The 13,228-nt window shown below is 70.8% G+C and carries 11 protein-coding genes and 3 tRNA genes; 12 read left to right on the top strand and 2 right to left on the bottom strand.

What is annotated here, in order from left to right; translation table 11 throughout:
- Positions 1-34 precede the first annotated feature (34 nt).
- Positions 35-631 carry a crossover junction endodeoxyribonuclease RuvC gene (ruvC, locus tag ABD169_RS10455; protein ID WP_046456728.1) on the top strand — a complete coding sequence of 199 codons (597 nt, stop codon included), beginning with the start codon at positions 35-37 and terminating at the stop codon, positions 629-631.
- Positions 632-644: 13 nt separating this feature from the next.
- On the opposite strand, the gene ABD169_RS10450 is transcribed toward ruvC, so the two are convergent.
- Both ABD169_RS10450 and ABD169_RS10445 read right to left on the bottom strand, forming a co-directional pair.
- Positions 645-2,585 carry a primary-amine oxidase gene (locus ABD169_RS10450; protein WP_344032053.1) on the bottom strand — a complete coding sequence of 647 codons (1,941 nt, stop codon included), beginning with the start codon at positions 2,583-2,585 and terminating at the stop codon, positions 645-647.
- A gap of 60 nt (positions 2,586-2,645) precedes the next feature.
- Positions 2,646-3,395 carry a trimeric intracellular cation channel family protein gene (locus ABD169_RS10445; RefSeq protein WP_046456726.1) on the bottom strand — a complete coding sequence of 250 codons (750 nt, stop codon included), beginning with the start codon at positions 3,393-3,395 and terminating at the stop codon, positions 2,646-2,648.
- A 47-nt stretch (positions 3,396-3,442) separates the two neighbouring features.
- On the opposite strand from ABD169_RS10445, the gene recO reads away from it, so the two are divergent.
- The 11 genes from recO to tig all read left to right on the top strand — a co-directional run bounded on the left by recO (position 3,443) and on the right by tig (position 13,176).
- On the top strand, positions 3,443-4,177 hold the full coding sequence (recO, locus tag ABD169_RS10440) for a DNA repair protein RecO (RefSeq protein ID WP_046456725.1): 735 nt from the start codon (positions 3,443-3,445) through the stop codon (positions 4,175-4,177).
- 21 nt (positions 4,178-4,198) lie between these two features.
- Positions 4,199-4,984, top strand: a complete 786-nt coding sequence (locus ABD169_RS10435) for an isoprenyl transferase (RefSeq protein ID WP_344032051.1) — start codon at positions 4,199-4,201, stop codon at positions 4,982-4,984.
- A gap of 38 nt (positions 4,985-5,022) precedes the next feature.
- Positions 5,023-6,213, top strand: coding sequence for a tRNA dihydrouridine synthase DusB (gene dusB, locus ABD169_RS10430; RefSeq protein ID WP_344032049.1), 1,191 nt, complete (start codon positions 5,023-5,025; stop codon positions 6,211-6,213).
- Entirely contained in the window at positions 6,206-7,459 is a 1,254-nt protein-coding gene (locus ABD169_RS10425) for a deoxyguanosinetriphosphate triphosphohydrolase (RefSeq protein WP_344032047.1), read from the top strand. Before dusB ends, ABD169_RS10425 begins: the two co-directional genes overlap by 8 nt.
- Positions 7,460-7,489: 30 nt before the next feature.
- Positions 7,490-9,373: a DNA primase gene (dnaG, locus tag ABD169_RS10420; RefSeq protein ID WP_344032045.1), complete on the top strand. Its 1,884-nt coding sequence runs from the start codon at positions 7,490-7,492 to the stop codon at positions 9,371-9,373.
- Between the two features lie 68 nt (positions 9,374-9,441).
- Positions 9,442-10,290, top strand: coding sequence for an ATP-binding cassette domain-containing protein (locus ABD169_RS10415; protein WP_344032044.1), 849 nt, complete (start codon positions 9,442-9,444; stop codon positions 10,288-10,290).
- 91 nt (positions 10,291-10,381) lie between these two features.
- Positions 10,382-10,454, top strand: a tRNA-Asn gene (locus ABD169_RS10410).
- A 152-nt stretch (positions 10,455-10,606) separates the two neighbouring features.
- A complete protein-coding gene (locus ABD169_RS10405) occupies positions 10,607-11,188 on the top strand; it encodes a gamma carbonic anhydrase family protein (RefSeq protein WP_344032043.1) in 582 nt (193 codons plus the stop codon).
- An 89-nt stretch (positions 11,189-11,277) separates the two neighbouring features.
- Positions 11,278-11,348 (top strand) — tRNA-Gly (locus ABD169_RS10400).
- A gap of 190 nt (positions 11,349-11,538) precedes the next feature.
- Positions 11,539-11,613 (top strand) — tRNA-Pro (locus ABD169_RS10395).
- A gap of 66 nt (positions 11,614-11,679) precedes the next feature.
- The gene (tig, locus tag ABD169_RS10390) at positions 11,680-13,176 is read left to right on the top strand and encodes a trigger factor (RefSeq protein ID WP_344032041.1); all 1,497 of its coding nucleotides are present in this window, start codon (positions 11,680-11,682) and stop codon (positions 13,174-13,176) included.
- The last annotated feature ends 52 nt before the right edge of the window (positions 13,177-13,228 follow it).

The raw sequence follows: 13,228 nt of genomic DNA, 5'->3' as shown, positions 1-13,228 counted from the left end.
GCCGCGCACCGCCCGATCGTGAGGTGAAGAGGCGATGCGGATCATCGGGATCGACCCGGGCCTGACCCGGTGCGGCGTGGGCATCGTGACCGCCGGCGGCAACCGCCGGGTCGAGTTCGAGCACGTCGAGGTGCTGACGAGCGCCGCGGGCGACCCGTTGCCCGCCCGCCTGCACAAGCTCGGCTCCAGCCTGGAGCGGCTGCTCGACGGGGAGCGTCCCGACGCGATCGCCCTCGAGCGCGTGTTCGCGCAGGACAACGTCGCGAGCGTCATGGGCGTCGCGCAGATCAGCGGCGTCGTCATGTACCTGGCCGAGCAGCGGGGGATCCCGCTCGCCCTCTACACGCCGAACGAGGTCAAAGCCCAGGTGACGGGCTACGGCAGCGCCGACAAGGCGCAGGTCACCACGATGGTCACCCGGCTGCTGCGCCTGCAGGCGCCGCCGAAACCGGCCGACGCCGCCGATGCGCTGGCGCTCGCGATCACGCACGCCTGGCACCTCGGGCGGGGCGGATCTGCGAGCCGCGCCGAGAGCCAGCCCGGCGCGGGATCCGCCGAGACGCCGGCGCAGCGCGCGTGGCGCGAGGCCGAGTCCCGGCAGGGGCGCCGCCGCGGCCCGCGCGGCGGCTGATCCCGCCGGGATCTCAGTGCTCGCAGTGGCATTCGCCGTCCGCGCAGCAGCTCCCGCCGCCGTGCTTCGATGGTGACCGCGGCGCGTCGAGCGACGGGTTCCGGTCGAAGAACCCGAACGGCTTGAGCGTGAAGGCGACCTTGTCGACGGGCATGATCGGCCAGTCCTCGGCGCGGGTGATGTGGTGGATCCCGAAGACGTACCAGAGCACCACGTCGGTGTCGACGAGGTTCTCGTCGTCGGCGATCCACGCGCTCATGCCGTTGCCGAGGTCGTCGTGCGACTGGGTCGGGTAATCGCCGGCGGGCCACATCTCGAGGTCGTGCTGCCGCGTCACCCAGAGGGTGCTGCCGATCACCGGGTTGCGGCGCAGGATCGGCGACGACTCGTCGAACATCGCCGGGAACGACGCCGACGGCACCAGCTTGTACGCGGTCGGCGCACCCCAGGCGTTGAGGCGATTCGGGTTCTGCACCTTCCAGGAGCGCTGCGTCTCCCACCGGTAGTCGCGGCCGGCCTCGGCCTCCGACGCGATGACCGTGCCGCGCGTGTGCAGGTCGAGCCCGAGCGGATTCGCGTCGCCGATGGGCGCGGCCATCGAGTCGGACTCGACGACCGTGTTGTCCTCGCCGTCGATGTCGAGGTCGAGGCGCGCGACCAGGAAGTGCTGGTGGTAGGGCGCGTAGCTGCGACGGTCGATCACGGTGCCGGTGGGGAACGTCGCGGCCTCGTCCTCCATGGGCGTCGAGACCATGATTCCGGTCGCTCGGATCTCGCACTCGATGTTGCCGTCCGGGGTGAACCGCCAGTAGACGAGGTACTCGTAGTTGGCGACCGTCGCGTGCACCGAGACCACGAAGCGGCGCATGCGGCGCACCTCGGTGCCGGCGTCGGGGTCGACGTGCTTCCACAGCACGGCGTCGTCCTCCTCGTGCAAGCAGATCGCGTTCTTCGTGACCCGGGGGCGGCCCGCGGTGTCGGGCAGGACGCCGTCGAGATACGTGATCTCGCCGAGGCAATCGCATCCGAGCTCGAGCGAGGTGCACATGTAGCCGAGGCCCCACTCGCCGATGTCGAACGCGGTGCGGCGGTAGTGGTCGAAGCTCGAGTCGCGGTACGGCACGATCATCTCGGCGAGCGACATGCGGTAGGCGATGTCGCGGTACTCGTCGCCGTCCTTGAACCGCACCTGGTACAGCACGGGACCCTCGCGGTAGTTGAAGCCGATGCGGAACTCCCAGTCCTGCCAGCGCAGCAGGGATCCGTCGAGCGCGAAGGAGACGCCCTCGGGCTGCACGATGTCGAGCGGCTTCAGATCGGTGCGCTCGGGCTCGCCGCGCAGCTCGGGCGTGTACTCGGCGTCGACCTCGGGGAATCCCCGGTCGTGCGCCTCGTCGATCTGCAGCACCTCCATGCTGTTCACGTCGACGATCACCTTGAGCCCGCTCACGGGGTGCGCGTAGGGGTTGCCGCCGGTCGCCGCGCGCTTCCAGATGTCGACCCAGCCGAGCCGGCGATCCCGCCACTGCGGTGGCATGACCTCGTGCCCGTAGGTCCAGAGGTCGAAGAGGACGAGCTCGGGGTCGATGCCCCGCGCCTCGAGCGCCGCACGCACTTCGGGGTGGGCGCGCAGGGCGACGTCGCAGTCGTGGTACTCGTCGACGGTGAAGTTCGGGGTCACGCCCGGGCGATGCTCCCAGCTCTCGACGACGCCGGCGCCGAGGTCGACGATCGCCTCGAAGACCTCGTTGCTCGCCTTGTTCCAGAGCACGGCGAAGGATCGGCGCGCGATCGGGTCGCCCTCGCGCCAGGCGCGCACCTCGGCCTTGGGCGGTTCGCGGAGCGCGATCGAGGCGTAGCGCCAGCCCGCGTCGATCCCGCGCTCGCGGGCGAGCAGCTCGGAGGTCGCGGTGATCTCTTCGGCGGACAGGGAGTCGAGGGGATGAGGGCGCATCGCAGCTCCGTTCTCGGCGGGCGCTCCGTCGCGCCGTCCTGCGCGTCAGCCTACCCCGGCTCAGCGCGCGCTGGGACCCCTCAGATCGTCCGGGTTCGGCGGGATCTCGGGCAGCGGGATCGTGCCCGTCTTGAGCGCCTCGATGGTCTGCTCGACCTCGCGCTGGCGCCGCAGCCGCAGTCGGCTGAGCGCGCGTTGCTCGGGGAGGCTCCAGCCGAACCGGACGGCGAGCAGGCGCAGCACGGCGGTCACCGCGACGCAGGCGATCCCCGCGATGACGACGGGAACCCCGAACGCGAGCAGGACGACCAGCACGCCGACGCCGACGAGGCTCGCGACCGCGTAGAGGGATCCCACGTGCATGAGCGCGATGGGGATGTTGAGCATGAGGTCGCGCAGCACGCCGCCGCCGACCGCCGACACGGTGCCGATGAAGAGGGCAGGGACCACGGGCATGTCGAGCGACAGCGCCTTGGTCGTGCCGATCGCGCCGAACATGCCGATGCTGAGCGCGTCGAGCACGGTGATGACCGGATCGACGCGCTCGAAGAGGCGCGGCAGCAGCATGCCGATGAACGCGGCGCCGGTCGCGACGATCAGGTACCAGTTGATCGAGAACGCCGCCGGCGTCACGCCGAGCAGGATGTCGCGGAGGAAGCCGCCGCCGATGCCCGAGGCGATGCCGATGATCGCGACGCCGAGCAGGTCGATCCGTTTGAAGCCCGCGGCGAACAGGGCGCCCTGCAGGCTGCCGACGCCGACCGCGACGAGGTCTGCGGCGAGCGGGGTGTGGAAGGTCTGGTCGAGCACGCCTCTATTCTCGCCGATCGCGCATCCGGATCCGGGATACTTGAGGCATGCCCCTGTACCGCGAAGTCGGCGTCGTGCTGCGCACGCACAAGCTCGGCGAAGCCGATCGCATCGTGACGCTGCTCACGCGCGAGCGCGGCCTGCTGCGCGCCGTGGCGAAGGGGGTCCGGCGCACCTCGTCGAAGTTCGGGGCGCGGCTCGAGCCGTTCATGGTCGCCGATCTGCAGTGCTACGAGGGCCGCACGCTCGACACGATCACCCAGGCCGAGACGCTCGGCTCGTACGGGCCGCCGATCAGCAGCGACTACGAGCGGTACCGTGCGGGCAGCGTCATGGTCGAGACGGCCGAGCGCCTGAGCGAGGGCGGCCCCGCGCCGCAGCAGTACCGGCTGCTCGTCGGCGCGCTGCGCACGCTCGCGCAGGGCAAGGTGCCCACCGAGCTCGTGCGCGACGGCTACCTGCTGCGCGCCATGGCGATCGCCGGCTGGTCACCGGGCTTCGAGGAGTGCGTGCGCTGCGGTGCCGCGGGCCCGCACACCCTCGTCGTCGTGCAGTTGGGCGGCGTGGTCTGCGAGGACTGCCGCGTGCCCGGCGCGCCGCGGCTCGATCCCGGATCCATCCGTCTGCTCGCCGCGCTGCTCGCGGGGGACTGGGACACAGCGACCGCGTCGACCGAGCGCGAGCGCGGGCAGGCCGCCGGAATCGTCGCCGCGTACACGCAGTGGCACCTGGAGCGCGGTCTGCGCTCGCTGCGCGGCTCCGCCGCGCATCCCGTCGCCTGAACGCTCGATACACTGAACGCTATGCCGCGAGTGCCCGACGAGATCGTGCCGGTCGATTGGACCGGCGAGCAACCGCCCCGGTTCGCGGGACCCGTGCCCGAGCACGTCGCGATCGTCATGGACGGCAACGGGCGCTGGGCCAACCAGCGCGGCCTGCCCCGTGTCGAGGGGCACCGCATGGGCGAGCAGGCGCTGCTCGACGTGGTGGCCGGCGCGATCCAGGCCGGGGTCAAGCACCTGAGCGTCTACGCGTTCTCCACCGAGAACTGGCGGCGTTCGCCCGACGAGGTCAGGTTCCTCATGGGGTTCAACCGCGACGTGCTGCGGCGTCGGCGCGAGCAGCTGCACTCCTGGAACGTGCGCATGCGCTGGGCCGGGCGCCGGCCGCGGCTCTGGGGGTCCGTGCTCAGCGAGCTGAAGACCGCCGAACGGGTCACCGCGCACAACACCGGGCTGACGCTCACGATGTGCGTGAACTACGGCGGGCGCAACGAGCTCGTGGACGCGATGCGCCGCATCGGCGAGGACGTCGCCACCGGGCGGCTCTCGCCCCACGGGATCAGCGAGCGCACCATCGGGCGCTACCTCTACGTGCCCGAGCTGCCGGAGGTCGACCTGTTCCTGCGCTCGTCGGGGGAGCAGCGCACCAGCAACTTCATGCTCTGGCAGTCCGCGTACGCCGAGATGGTGTTCCTCGACACCCTGTGGCCCGACTTCGACCGGTCCGAGCTCTGGCGGGCGATCGGGATCTACCACGACCGGGATCGCCGCTTCGGCGGGGCGGTGGACGCCCCGAAGCCGGCCTAGCCGCCCGGCCGGGCGGCTCGTGAGAGAATGGAGGCGATATGACTTCCTCCTCTCTCGCAACCGATCAGCGGCTGCGCATCGGTCCGATCGCGCTCGACGTCCCGGTGGTGCTCGCACCCATGGCCGGGATCACCAACACCGCGTTCCGTCGACTCTGCCGCGAGTACGGCGCGGGGCTCTACGTGAGCGAGATGATCACGAGCCGGGCGCTCGTCGAACGCACCCCGGCCTCGATGCGCCTCATCAAGCACCACGAGAGCGAGACGCCGCGCTCGATCCAGCTCTACGGCGTGGATCCGAAGACGGTCTCCGAGGCCGTGAAGTTCCTCGTCGCCGAGGACCGCGCCGATCACATCGACCTGAACTTCGGCTGCCCAGTGCCCAAGGTGACCCGCAAGGGCGGCGGTTCCGCTCTGCCGTGGAAGCAGGACCTGTTCAAAGCGATCGTCGAGGGCGCTGTGAAGGCCGCCGGCGATATCCCGCTCACGGTGAAGATGCGCAAGGGCATCGACGCCGACCACCTGACGTTCCTCGACGCCGCGCGCACCGCCGAGGACGCCGGCGTCGCGGCGATCGCCCTGCACGGACGCACGGCGAACGAGTTCTACTCGGGGCACGCCGACTGGTCGGCCATCGCCGAGCTGAAGCAGGCGATCACGAGCGTTCCCGTGCTCGGCAACGGCGACATCTGGTCCGCCGAGGACGCGATTCGCATGGTGCGCGAGACCGGCTGCGACGGCGTCGTCGTCGGTCGCGGCTGCCTCGGCCGCCCCTGGCTGTTCGGCGACCTCGCAGCGGCGTTCCGCGCCGAGCAGGGCGAGATCTCGACCGAGGCCGCGGAGGCGGCGATCGCGAAGCCGCCGCTCGGCTTCGTCATGCAGGCGATGCGCCGGCACACCGAGCTGCTCGTCGAGTTCTTCGACGGCGAGGAGGATCGCGCCTGCCGCGACATCCGCAAGCACGTCGCCTGGTACTTCAAGGGCTACGGCGTCGGCGGCGACACCCGCCGCTCGCTCGCGGCGGTCGAGTCGCTCGAGCAGATGGACGAGATCTTCGCCACGATGGACGGCTCCATGCCGTACCCCGGCGAGGGCGCGGAGGGCCAGCGCGGCCGGGCCGGCAGCCCCAAGCGCGTCGTGCTGCCGGACCGCTGGCTCGAGAGCCGCACGAGCGACGGCATCGACTTCGCCGAGCTGGCCGAGGCCGAGCGGGACGATTCCGGTGGGTGAGCGGGCAAACGGGTACTCCGAGTTCGATGAGGAGCGCTTCGTCCCCGAGCAGCACAGCGGCGGACGCAGCGACTTCGCACGCGACCGCGCCCGAGTGCTGCACTCGAGCGGTTGGCGGCGCCTCGCCGCGAAGACCCAGGTGCTCAGCCCGACGGCCGGCGTCGACTTCGCCCGCAACCGTCTGACGCACTCGCTCGAGGTCGCCCAGATCGGCCGCGAGCTCGCGGTCTCGCTCGGCGTCTCGCAGGACGTGGTCGACACCGCGTGCCTGGCGCACGACCTCGGTCATCCGCCCTTCGGGCACAACGGGGAGCTCGCGCTGAACGAGTGGATGCGCGGTTTCGGCGGCTTCGAGGGCAACGCGCAGACGCTGCGGATCCTCACCCGCCTCGAACCGAAGCGCTTCGCACCCGACGGGTCGAGCGCGGGTCTGAACCTCACGCGCGCCACGCTCGATGCCAGCTGCAAGTACCCCTGGTCGCTGCAGGAGGCCGCGCCGGGCAGCGCCAAGTTCGGGTACTTCACCGACGACGCGCCGGTCTTCGACTGGCTCAGGAGCGGTGCACCCGAGCGGCGCAAGTGCGTCGAGGCCCAGATCATGGACTTCTCCGACGACGTCGCCTATTCGGTCCACGACTTCGAGGACGCGATCGTGTCGGAGCACATCGATCCGCAGTTCCTCACGGCCCGCTCGGGCCACGAGGCGCTGATCCGGACCGTCTCGGAGTGGGCCGGCGGCGACTTCGCGACGGACGAGCTCGGCGCGGCGTTCGACCGGATGGCCGAGAGCGGCAACTGGTTGCGCAGCTGGGACGGATCCCGCAGGGACCAGGCCCGGCTGAAGAACTTCACGAGCGACATGATCGGCCGGTTCGCGCGCGCCGCGATCCGCGACACGATCGACGAGGCGGACGGCCGCTCGCTCGCCCGCTACGGTGCGCGCATGGTCGTGCCGCGCGAGGTGAGCGCCGAGATCGCCGTGCTCAAGGGCGTGGTCGCCGCGTACGTGATGCAGAGCGGGCGACGCCAGCCGACGTACCGGCGCCAGCGGGCGCTGCTCACCGAGCTGCTGCACACGCTCTGGGAGTCGGGCGCGCACGAGCTGGAGCCCGCCTACGCCGCCGATTTCCGGGCCGCCGCCGACGAGTCCGCGGCGCGGCGCGCGATCGTGGATCAGGTGGCGTCGCTCACCGACCAGTCGGCGATCGCCTGGTACGAGCGGCTCTGCACGGCGCCGCTCGTCTAGCCCGAGCGACGACGACTAGACTGGGCAGCTATGGCAGGCCGGATCCGCGCGAGCGACGTCGAAGAGGTGAAGCGCCGCACGAACCTGGCCGACCTCGTCGGCGACTACGTCGCGCTCAAGAACGGCGGCATCGACTCGATGAAGGGGCTCTGCCCGTTCCACGACGAGCGCAGTCCCAGCTTCCACGTGCGTCCGGCGCTCGGCTACTACCACTGCTTCGGCTGCGGCGAATCGGGCGACGCCATCACGTTCCTGCAGCGCATGGACCACCTCACCTTCACCGAGTCGGTCGAGCGTCTGGCCGCACGGATTCACTACGCGCTCACCTACGAGGAGGGCAGCGGCCGTCGCGAGGAGGGCCCGAACCGGGCCCGCCTGCTCGCCGCAAACCAGGCCGCCGCGGCGTACTTCGTCGAGCAGCTGGCGAGCGAGGAGGGCAAGGCCGGCCGCGACTTCCTCGACGGACGCGGGTTCGATGCCGAGTCCGCGACCCGGTTCGGTGTCGGCTACGCGCCGCGCGGATGGGACGGGCTGACCGACCACCTGAAGGCGCAGGGCTACACCCCGGCGGAGCTCTCGCAGGCCGGCCTCGTCTCCGAGGGGCAGCGCGGCGTCTACGACCGCTTCCGCGGCCGCGTCATCTGGCCGATCCGCGACACGAGCGGCCAGGTGATCGGCTTCGGTGCCCGCAAGCTCTACGAGGACGACAACGGCCCGAAGTACCTCAACACCCCCGAGACCCCCGTGTACCGCAAGTCGCAGGTGCTCTATGGCCTCGACCTCGCGAAGCGCGCGATCTCGCGCGGGCACCGCGCGGTCGTCGTCGAGGGGTACACCGACGTGATGGCGTGCCACCTGGCCGGGATCGAGACGGCGGTCGCGACCTGCGGCACCGCCTTCGGGCGGGAGCACATCTCGGTGCTGCGCCGGGTCATGGGCGATGACGCGGCGGCCGAGGTGATCTTCACCTTCGACCCCGACGAGGCCGGGCAGAAGGCCGCGCTGCGCGCCTTCAGCGAGGAGAAGCGCTTCACCGCGCAGACCTACGTCGCGGTCGCGCCCGATGGACTCGACCCCTGCGACCTGCGGCTGCACCGCGGGGACGAGGCCGTGGTCTCGCTGTTCGACCGGAAGACCCCGCTGTTCGAGTTCGCGCTGCGGCAGGCGGTCTCCCGCTTCGACCTCAACAGCGTCGAGGGTCGGGTGTCGGCGCTCCGGGCGGCGGCCCCGATCGTGGCCGAGATCAAGGATCCCGCGATGCGACCGGGCTACGCGCGCGAGCTGGCGCGCATGCTCGGCTCCGACCTCGGCGAGGTGCAGCGCGCGGTGCGCACGGCCGAGTCCCGACCGCAGTCCCGCGGGAATGACCGCGAGGAGCCGCCGCGCGCGGGCCAGGATCCGAACGACCGCTTCGGCGCCCCGGCCGAGCCGGCGGCGCCCCGAATCTCCTTGGCGAGCCTGCCGAACGCGCCCGGCGTGTGGCTCGAGCGCGACGCGCTCATGGCGATGCTGCAGCAGGGCGAGGCCGTCGGCATCGACCTGCTGTCGCAGGCGGTCACCGCGCAGGTGGACGAACCGCGACTGCGCGGTGTCCGCGATGCGATCGCCGCTGCGCTGCCCGCGCTCGGCACCGACCGCTGGCTCGCCGAGGTGCTCGAGCAGACGCCGGAGGCCCTGCGCGATCTCGCTCGGGAGCTCGCGCTCGCGCCGATGCCGCAGCGCAAGGCCGAGCAGCTGGCCGCGTACGCGAAGGACGTGGTGGTGTCGCTGTTGGATCGCGACCTGCTGAACCTCAAGGGCGAGCTGGTCGCCCGCATGCAGCGCATCGGGGATTCGGCCGACGCCGGATCCCGCCGGATCCAGGAGCAGCTCGTCGCGCTCGAGGCGGCTCGGCGCAGTCTCCGCACGGAATGACGCGGCGCGGCGCGGCGGTGCCGTAGGCTGCTGCGAGTACCGACATCCACCGGTGGAAGGAGTCCTGCGTGGCAGGCGTCGACCTCGACGCGGATCCGGCGATCCACGTCTCCGATCTCTCGCTCAGCTATCCCGCTCACGGCGGAGGCCGCTCGTTCCACGCGGTCGAGGGGGTCAGCTTCGACGTGCAACGCGGCGAGGTGCTCGCGCTGCTCGGCGAGAGCGGATCGGGCAAGTCCACGCTCGCGCGCTTCCTCGCGGGGCGGGCGAAGGACACGGGGGACAAGTCGGCGCGGATCCGGGCGACGGGCGGCGACGCCCACGTCCTCGGCACCTCGATGCGGCGGCTCAACCGACGCGGTGCCGCGCGGCTGACCGCCTACGTGGGGCATCTCGCGCAGGACGCGGGCGCCACCCTGCCGCCCGAGCTGAACGTCGGAGACATCCTCTTCGGGCCGATCGTCGAGCGCACCAAGGACTTCGACCGGGACGAGCTCGGTGCCGTGATCGCCGAGATGATGGACATCGTCGGGCTGCCGCTGAGCAAGCTGCAGGAGTACCCGTACGAGCTTTCGAAGGGGCAGCGGCAGCGCGTTGCGGTGATGCGGTCGCTCATGCTGAACCCGCCCGTGCTCGTCGCGGACGAGCCGACGCTCGGCGTCGACGCGAACAGCCGGCCGCGGATCGTGGATCTGCTCCGCTGGTACCGCGAGCGCAGCAGCGCGACCCTCGTGCTGATCAGTCACGACATCGGCATGCTGGAGGCGCTCGTGCAGGACGTGCTCGTCATGCAGCAGGGGCGCGTGGTCGGCCACGACGACATCAACGCGATCTTCCGGCAGGCCGATCACGTCTACGTGCAGCAGCTCGCGCAGGCGCTGCGGGCGACCGCCTACGACGAGATCGCCGACGAATAGCGCGGGCGCGCCCGGGCGGCACGCGGAGATGGCCTGGATTTGCACTGCGCGCGAGACGCTGGGTAAGCTAGAGGGGTTGCTTCGGCAATGATCCCCTGTAGCTCAGTTGGCAGAGCGCTTGACTGTTAATCAGGATGTCGCTGGTTCGAGCCCAGCCGGGGGAGCAAGAGAAACCCCCACCCGCACCGGGTGGGGGTTTCGTCGTATCTGCGACCGGCCGCGGTCGGCGCCCGGTTTCTTCGAACCAGCTACCCACCGCGCGCCCGTAGGATCGAATCGCGCCGTCGCCGCCGACACGCGCAGAGAGGGATCACCCGTGAGCAGCGTCGAGCGAACCGGAACCGTCATCGCGCTGGATCCCGAGCGCGCACCGCGGATCCATGATTCCGCGTGGATCGCGCCGGGTGCGGTTGTCGTCGGCGCCGTCACCCTCGGGCCGGGCAGCAGCGTCTGGTACAACGCGGTGCTCCGCGGCGACTCCAACTCGATCTCGGTCGGACGCGACAGCAACTTCCAGGACGGCGTGGCGGTGCACACCGAGGCCGCGCACGGTGCGGTGATCGGGGATCGCGTCTCGGTGGGGCACAACGCGGTCGTGCACGCCGCGACCGTGGAGGACGGCTGCCTCATCGGCATGAACGCGACCGTGCTGAGCGGGGCGGTCGTGGGGGAGGGATCCCTGGTGGCGGCCGGTGCGCTCGTCCCGCAGGGCCGGATCATCCCGCCGAACTCCCTCGTCGCGGGGGTGCCGGCGCGGGTCGTCCGGGAACTCACCGCCGCCGAGCGCGAGAGCGTGCGGCGCAATGCGGAGATCTACATCGGGCACACGGCGGCGCACCGAGCGGCGGTCGATGCGCCGCTCGCCGCGCCCGGGAATCCGGCTGCGCGAGCCGAATGACACGCCACGGTTTCCGATCGGCGCCGGGAGTGCACTAGTATCGGTCGAGTGCTTCGGCACGCCCCGGTCGCGGTGAACGCCCCGACCACGGGGATGTAGCTCAATGGTAGAGCCTCAGTCTTCCAAACTGATTACGCGGGTTCGATTCCCGTCATCCCCTCTGTTCCGTCCGGTCGCCCGGGCCGCACGAGAGCCCCGCGAAAGCGGGGCTCTCGTCGTTTCGGTGCCGTTTCGGGCGATCCCGCACGCGTTTTCGGCTAGACTTGCCTGCGGTTGTCCGCACAGCCGTACTCGCGCACGCTCTCGCGTGCGCGAGAACTGGGCCGCGGTCACCCGGAACCCGCGGGTTTCGGGGCGTAGCTCAGCTTGGCTAGAGCGCCCGCTTTGGGAGCGGGAGGTCGCAGGTTCGAATCCTGTCGCCCCGACTCGGACCTGCACAGAGTCCGACCACGCCGCTAGCTGCGTACGAATCCGATCACTGAGAGGCCAAATTGCCGAAGACGAACGCTGAGAAGCTCACGCCGACCCGAGTCAAGCTGACGGTCGCGCTCACCATGGACGAGCTCGAGCCGCACCTCAAGGGCGCCTACAAGACCATCTCGGAGCAGGTGTCGATCCCCGGCTTCCGCAAGGGCAAGGTCCCCGCGCCGATCATCGACCAGCGCGTCGGCCGCGAGGCCGTCGTCGAGCAGGCCGTCAACTCGTCGCTCGACGAGTTCTACCAGGCCGCCGTCGCCGAGTCCGACGTGCGCCCCATGGGCCGCCCGACCGCCGACGTCGAGCAGTGGATCGACCTGAAGGACCCGAAGAGCGAGGTCGTGCTCGCGTTCGAGGTCGAGGTCCGCCCCGAGTTCACCGTCCCCAAGTACGACGGCCTCAAGCTGACCGTCGACAACGCCGAGGTCGGCGACGACGCGGTCGACGCCGAGCTGGACAAGCTCCGCGAGCGCTTCGGCACCCTCGAGACCGTCGAGCGCGCCGCTTCGAAGGGCGACTTCGTCGAGATCGACCTGACCGCCACCATCGACGGCACCGAGGTCGACCAGGCCCAGGGCGTCTCCTACGAGGTCGGCGCGGGCAACATGCTCGTCGGGCTCGACGAGGCGATCGACACCCTCACCGCCGGTGAGGCCACCACCTTCACCTCGCAGCTGCTCGGCGGCGAGTACGAGGGCCAGGACGCCGAGGTCGCCGTGACCGTCACCGCCGTCAAGGAGCGCAAGCTCGCCGAGGCGGACGACGATTTCGCGCAGCTCGCCAGCGAGTTCGACACCGTCGCGGAGCTCCGCGAGAGCCTCGCCGAGCAGGTCGCCCAGGCCGCCGTGTTCGCGCAGGGCCGCCAGGCACGCGACCTCTTCACCGAGACCCTCATCGAGCAGGCCGGGATCCCGATCTCGGAGGAGCTCGTCGAGGACGAGGTGCACCGTCACCTCGAGGGCGAAGGACGCCTCGAGGACGACGAGCACCGCGCAGAGGTCCGCGAGTCCTCGGAGAAGCAGCTCCAGCTGCAGCTCCTGCTCGACGCGATCGTCGAGGCGGAAGAGGTCACCCCGACCGAGGCCGAGCTCTCGCAGTACATCTTCCAGTCGGCTCAGCAGTACGGCATGGAGCCCGGCCAGTTCATCCAGGCGCTCAGCCAGGGCGGCCAGATGGGCATCATCGTCGCCGAGGTGACCCGCAACAAGGCGCTCGCGATCGCCCTCGCCAAGGCCGAGGTCGTCGACCAGGACGGCAAGGCCGTCGATCTGGCCGAGTTCACCGCGGTCGACAACGGCGAGGAGTCGGCCGAGGAGGCCGAGGCCCCCGCCGAGGAGAAGAAGCCGGCCGCCAAGAAGGCTCCGGCGAAGAAGGCTCCGGCCAAGAAGGCCGCCGAGGCTGCGGGCGATGACGACGAGGAGGCCAAGAAGGCCGCTCGTTCGGCAGCCGCCAAGAAGGCCGCCGCGACCCGCGCCGCCAAGAAGGCCGCTGCGGAGGCCGCCGCCGAGTAAGGCGACGCACTGCACGCTCAGAGGATCCCCGGTCTGCGGACCGGGGATCCTC

This window comes from Leucobacter iarius, assembly GCF_039530105.1.
Classification (GTDB): Bacteria; Actinomycetota; Actinomycetes; order Actinomycetales; family Microbacteriaceae; genus Leucobacter; species Leucobacter iarius.
Note: the sequence above shows the minus strand (reverse complement) of the source record. Positions and strands in the feature narration are given on the sequence as shown.

Bases quoted from the DNA above. Each gene is read 5' to 3' on its own strand.
- dnaG (WP_344032045.1), top strand. From the start codon at position 7,490: ATGGCAGGCCGGATCCGCGCGAGCGACGTCGAAGAGGTGAAGCGCCGC.
- dusB (WP_344032049.1), top strand. From the start codon at position 5,023: ATGACTTCCTCCTCTCTCGCAACCGATCAGCGGCTGCGCATCGGTCCG.
- ABD169_RS10435 (WP_344032051.1), top strand. From the start codon at position 4,199: ATGCCGCGAGTGCCCGACGAGATCGTGCCGGTCGATTGGACCGGCGAG.
- recO (WP_046456725.1), top strand. From the start codon at position 3,443: ATGCCCCTGTACCGCGAAGTCGGCGTCGTGCTGCGCACGCACAAGCTC.
- ABD169_RS10450 (WP_344032053.1), bottom strand. From the start codon at position 2,585: ATGCGCCCTCATCCCCTCGACTCCCTGTCCGCCGAAGAGATCACCGCG.
- ruvC (WP_046456728.1), top strand. From the start codon at position 35: ATGCGGATCATCGGGATCGACCCGGGCCTGACCCGGTGCGGCGTGGGC.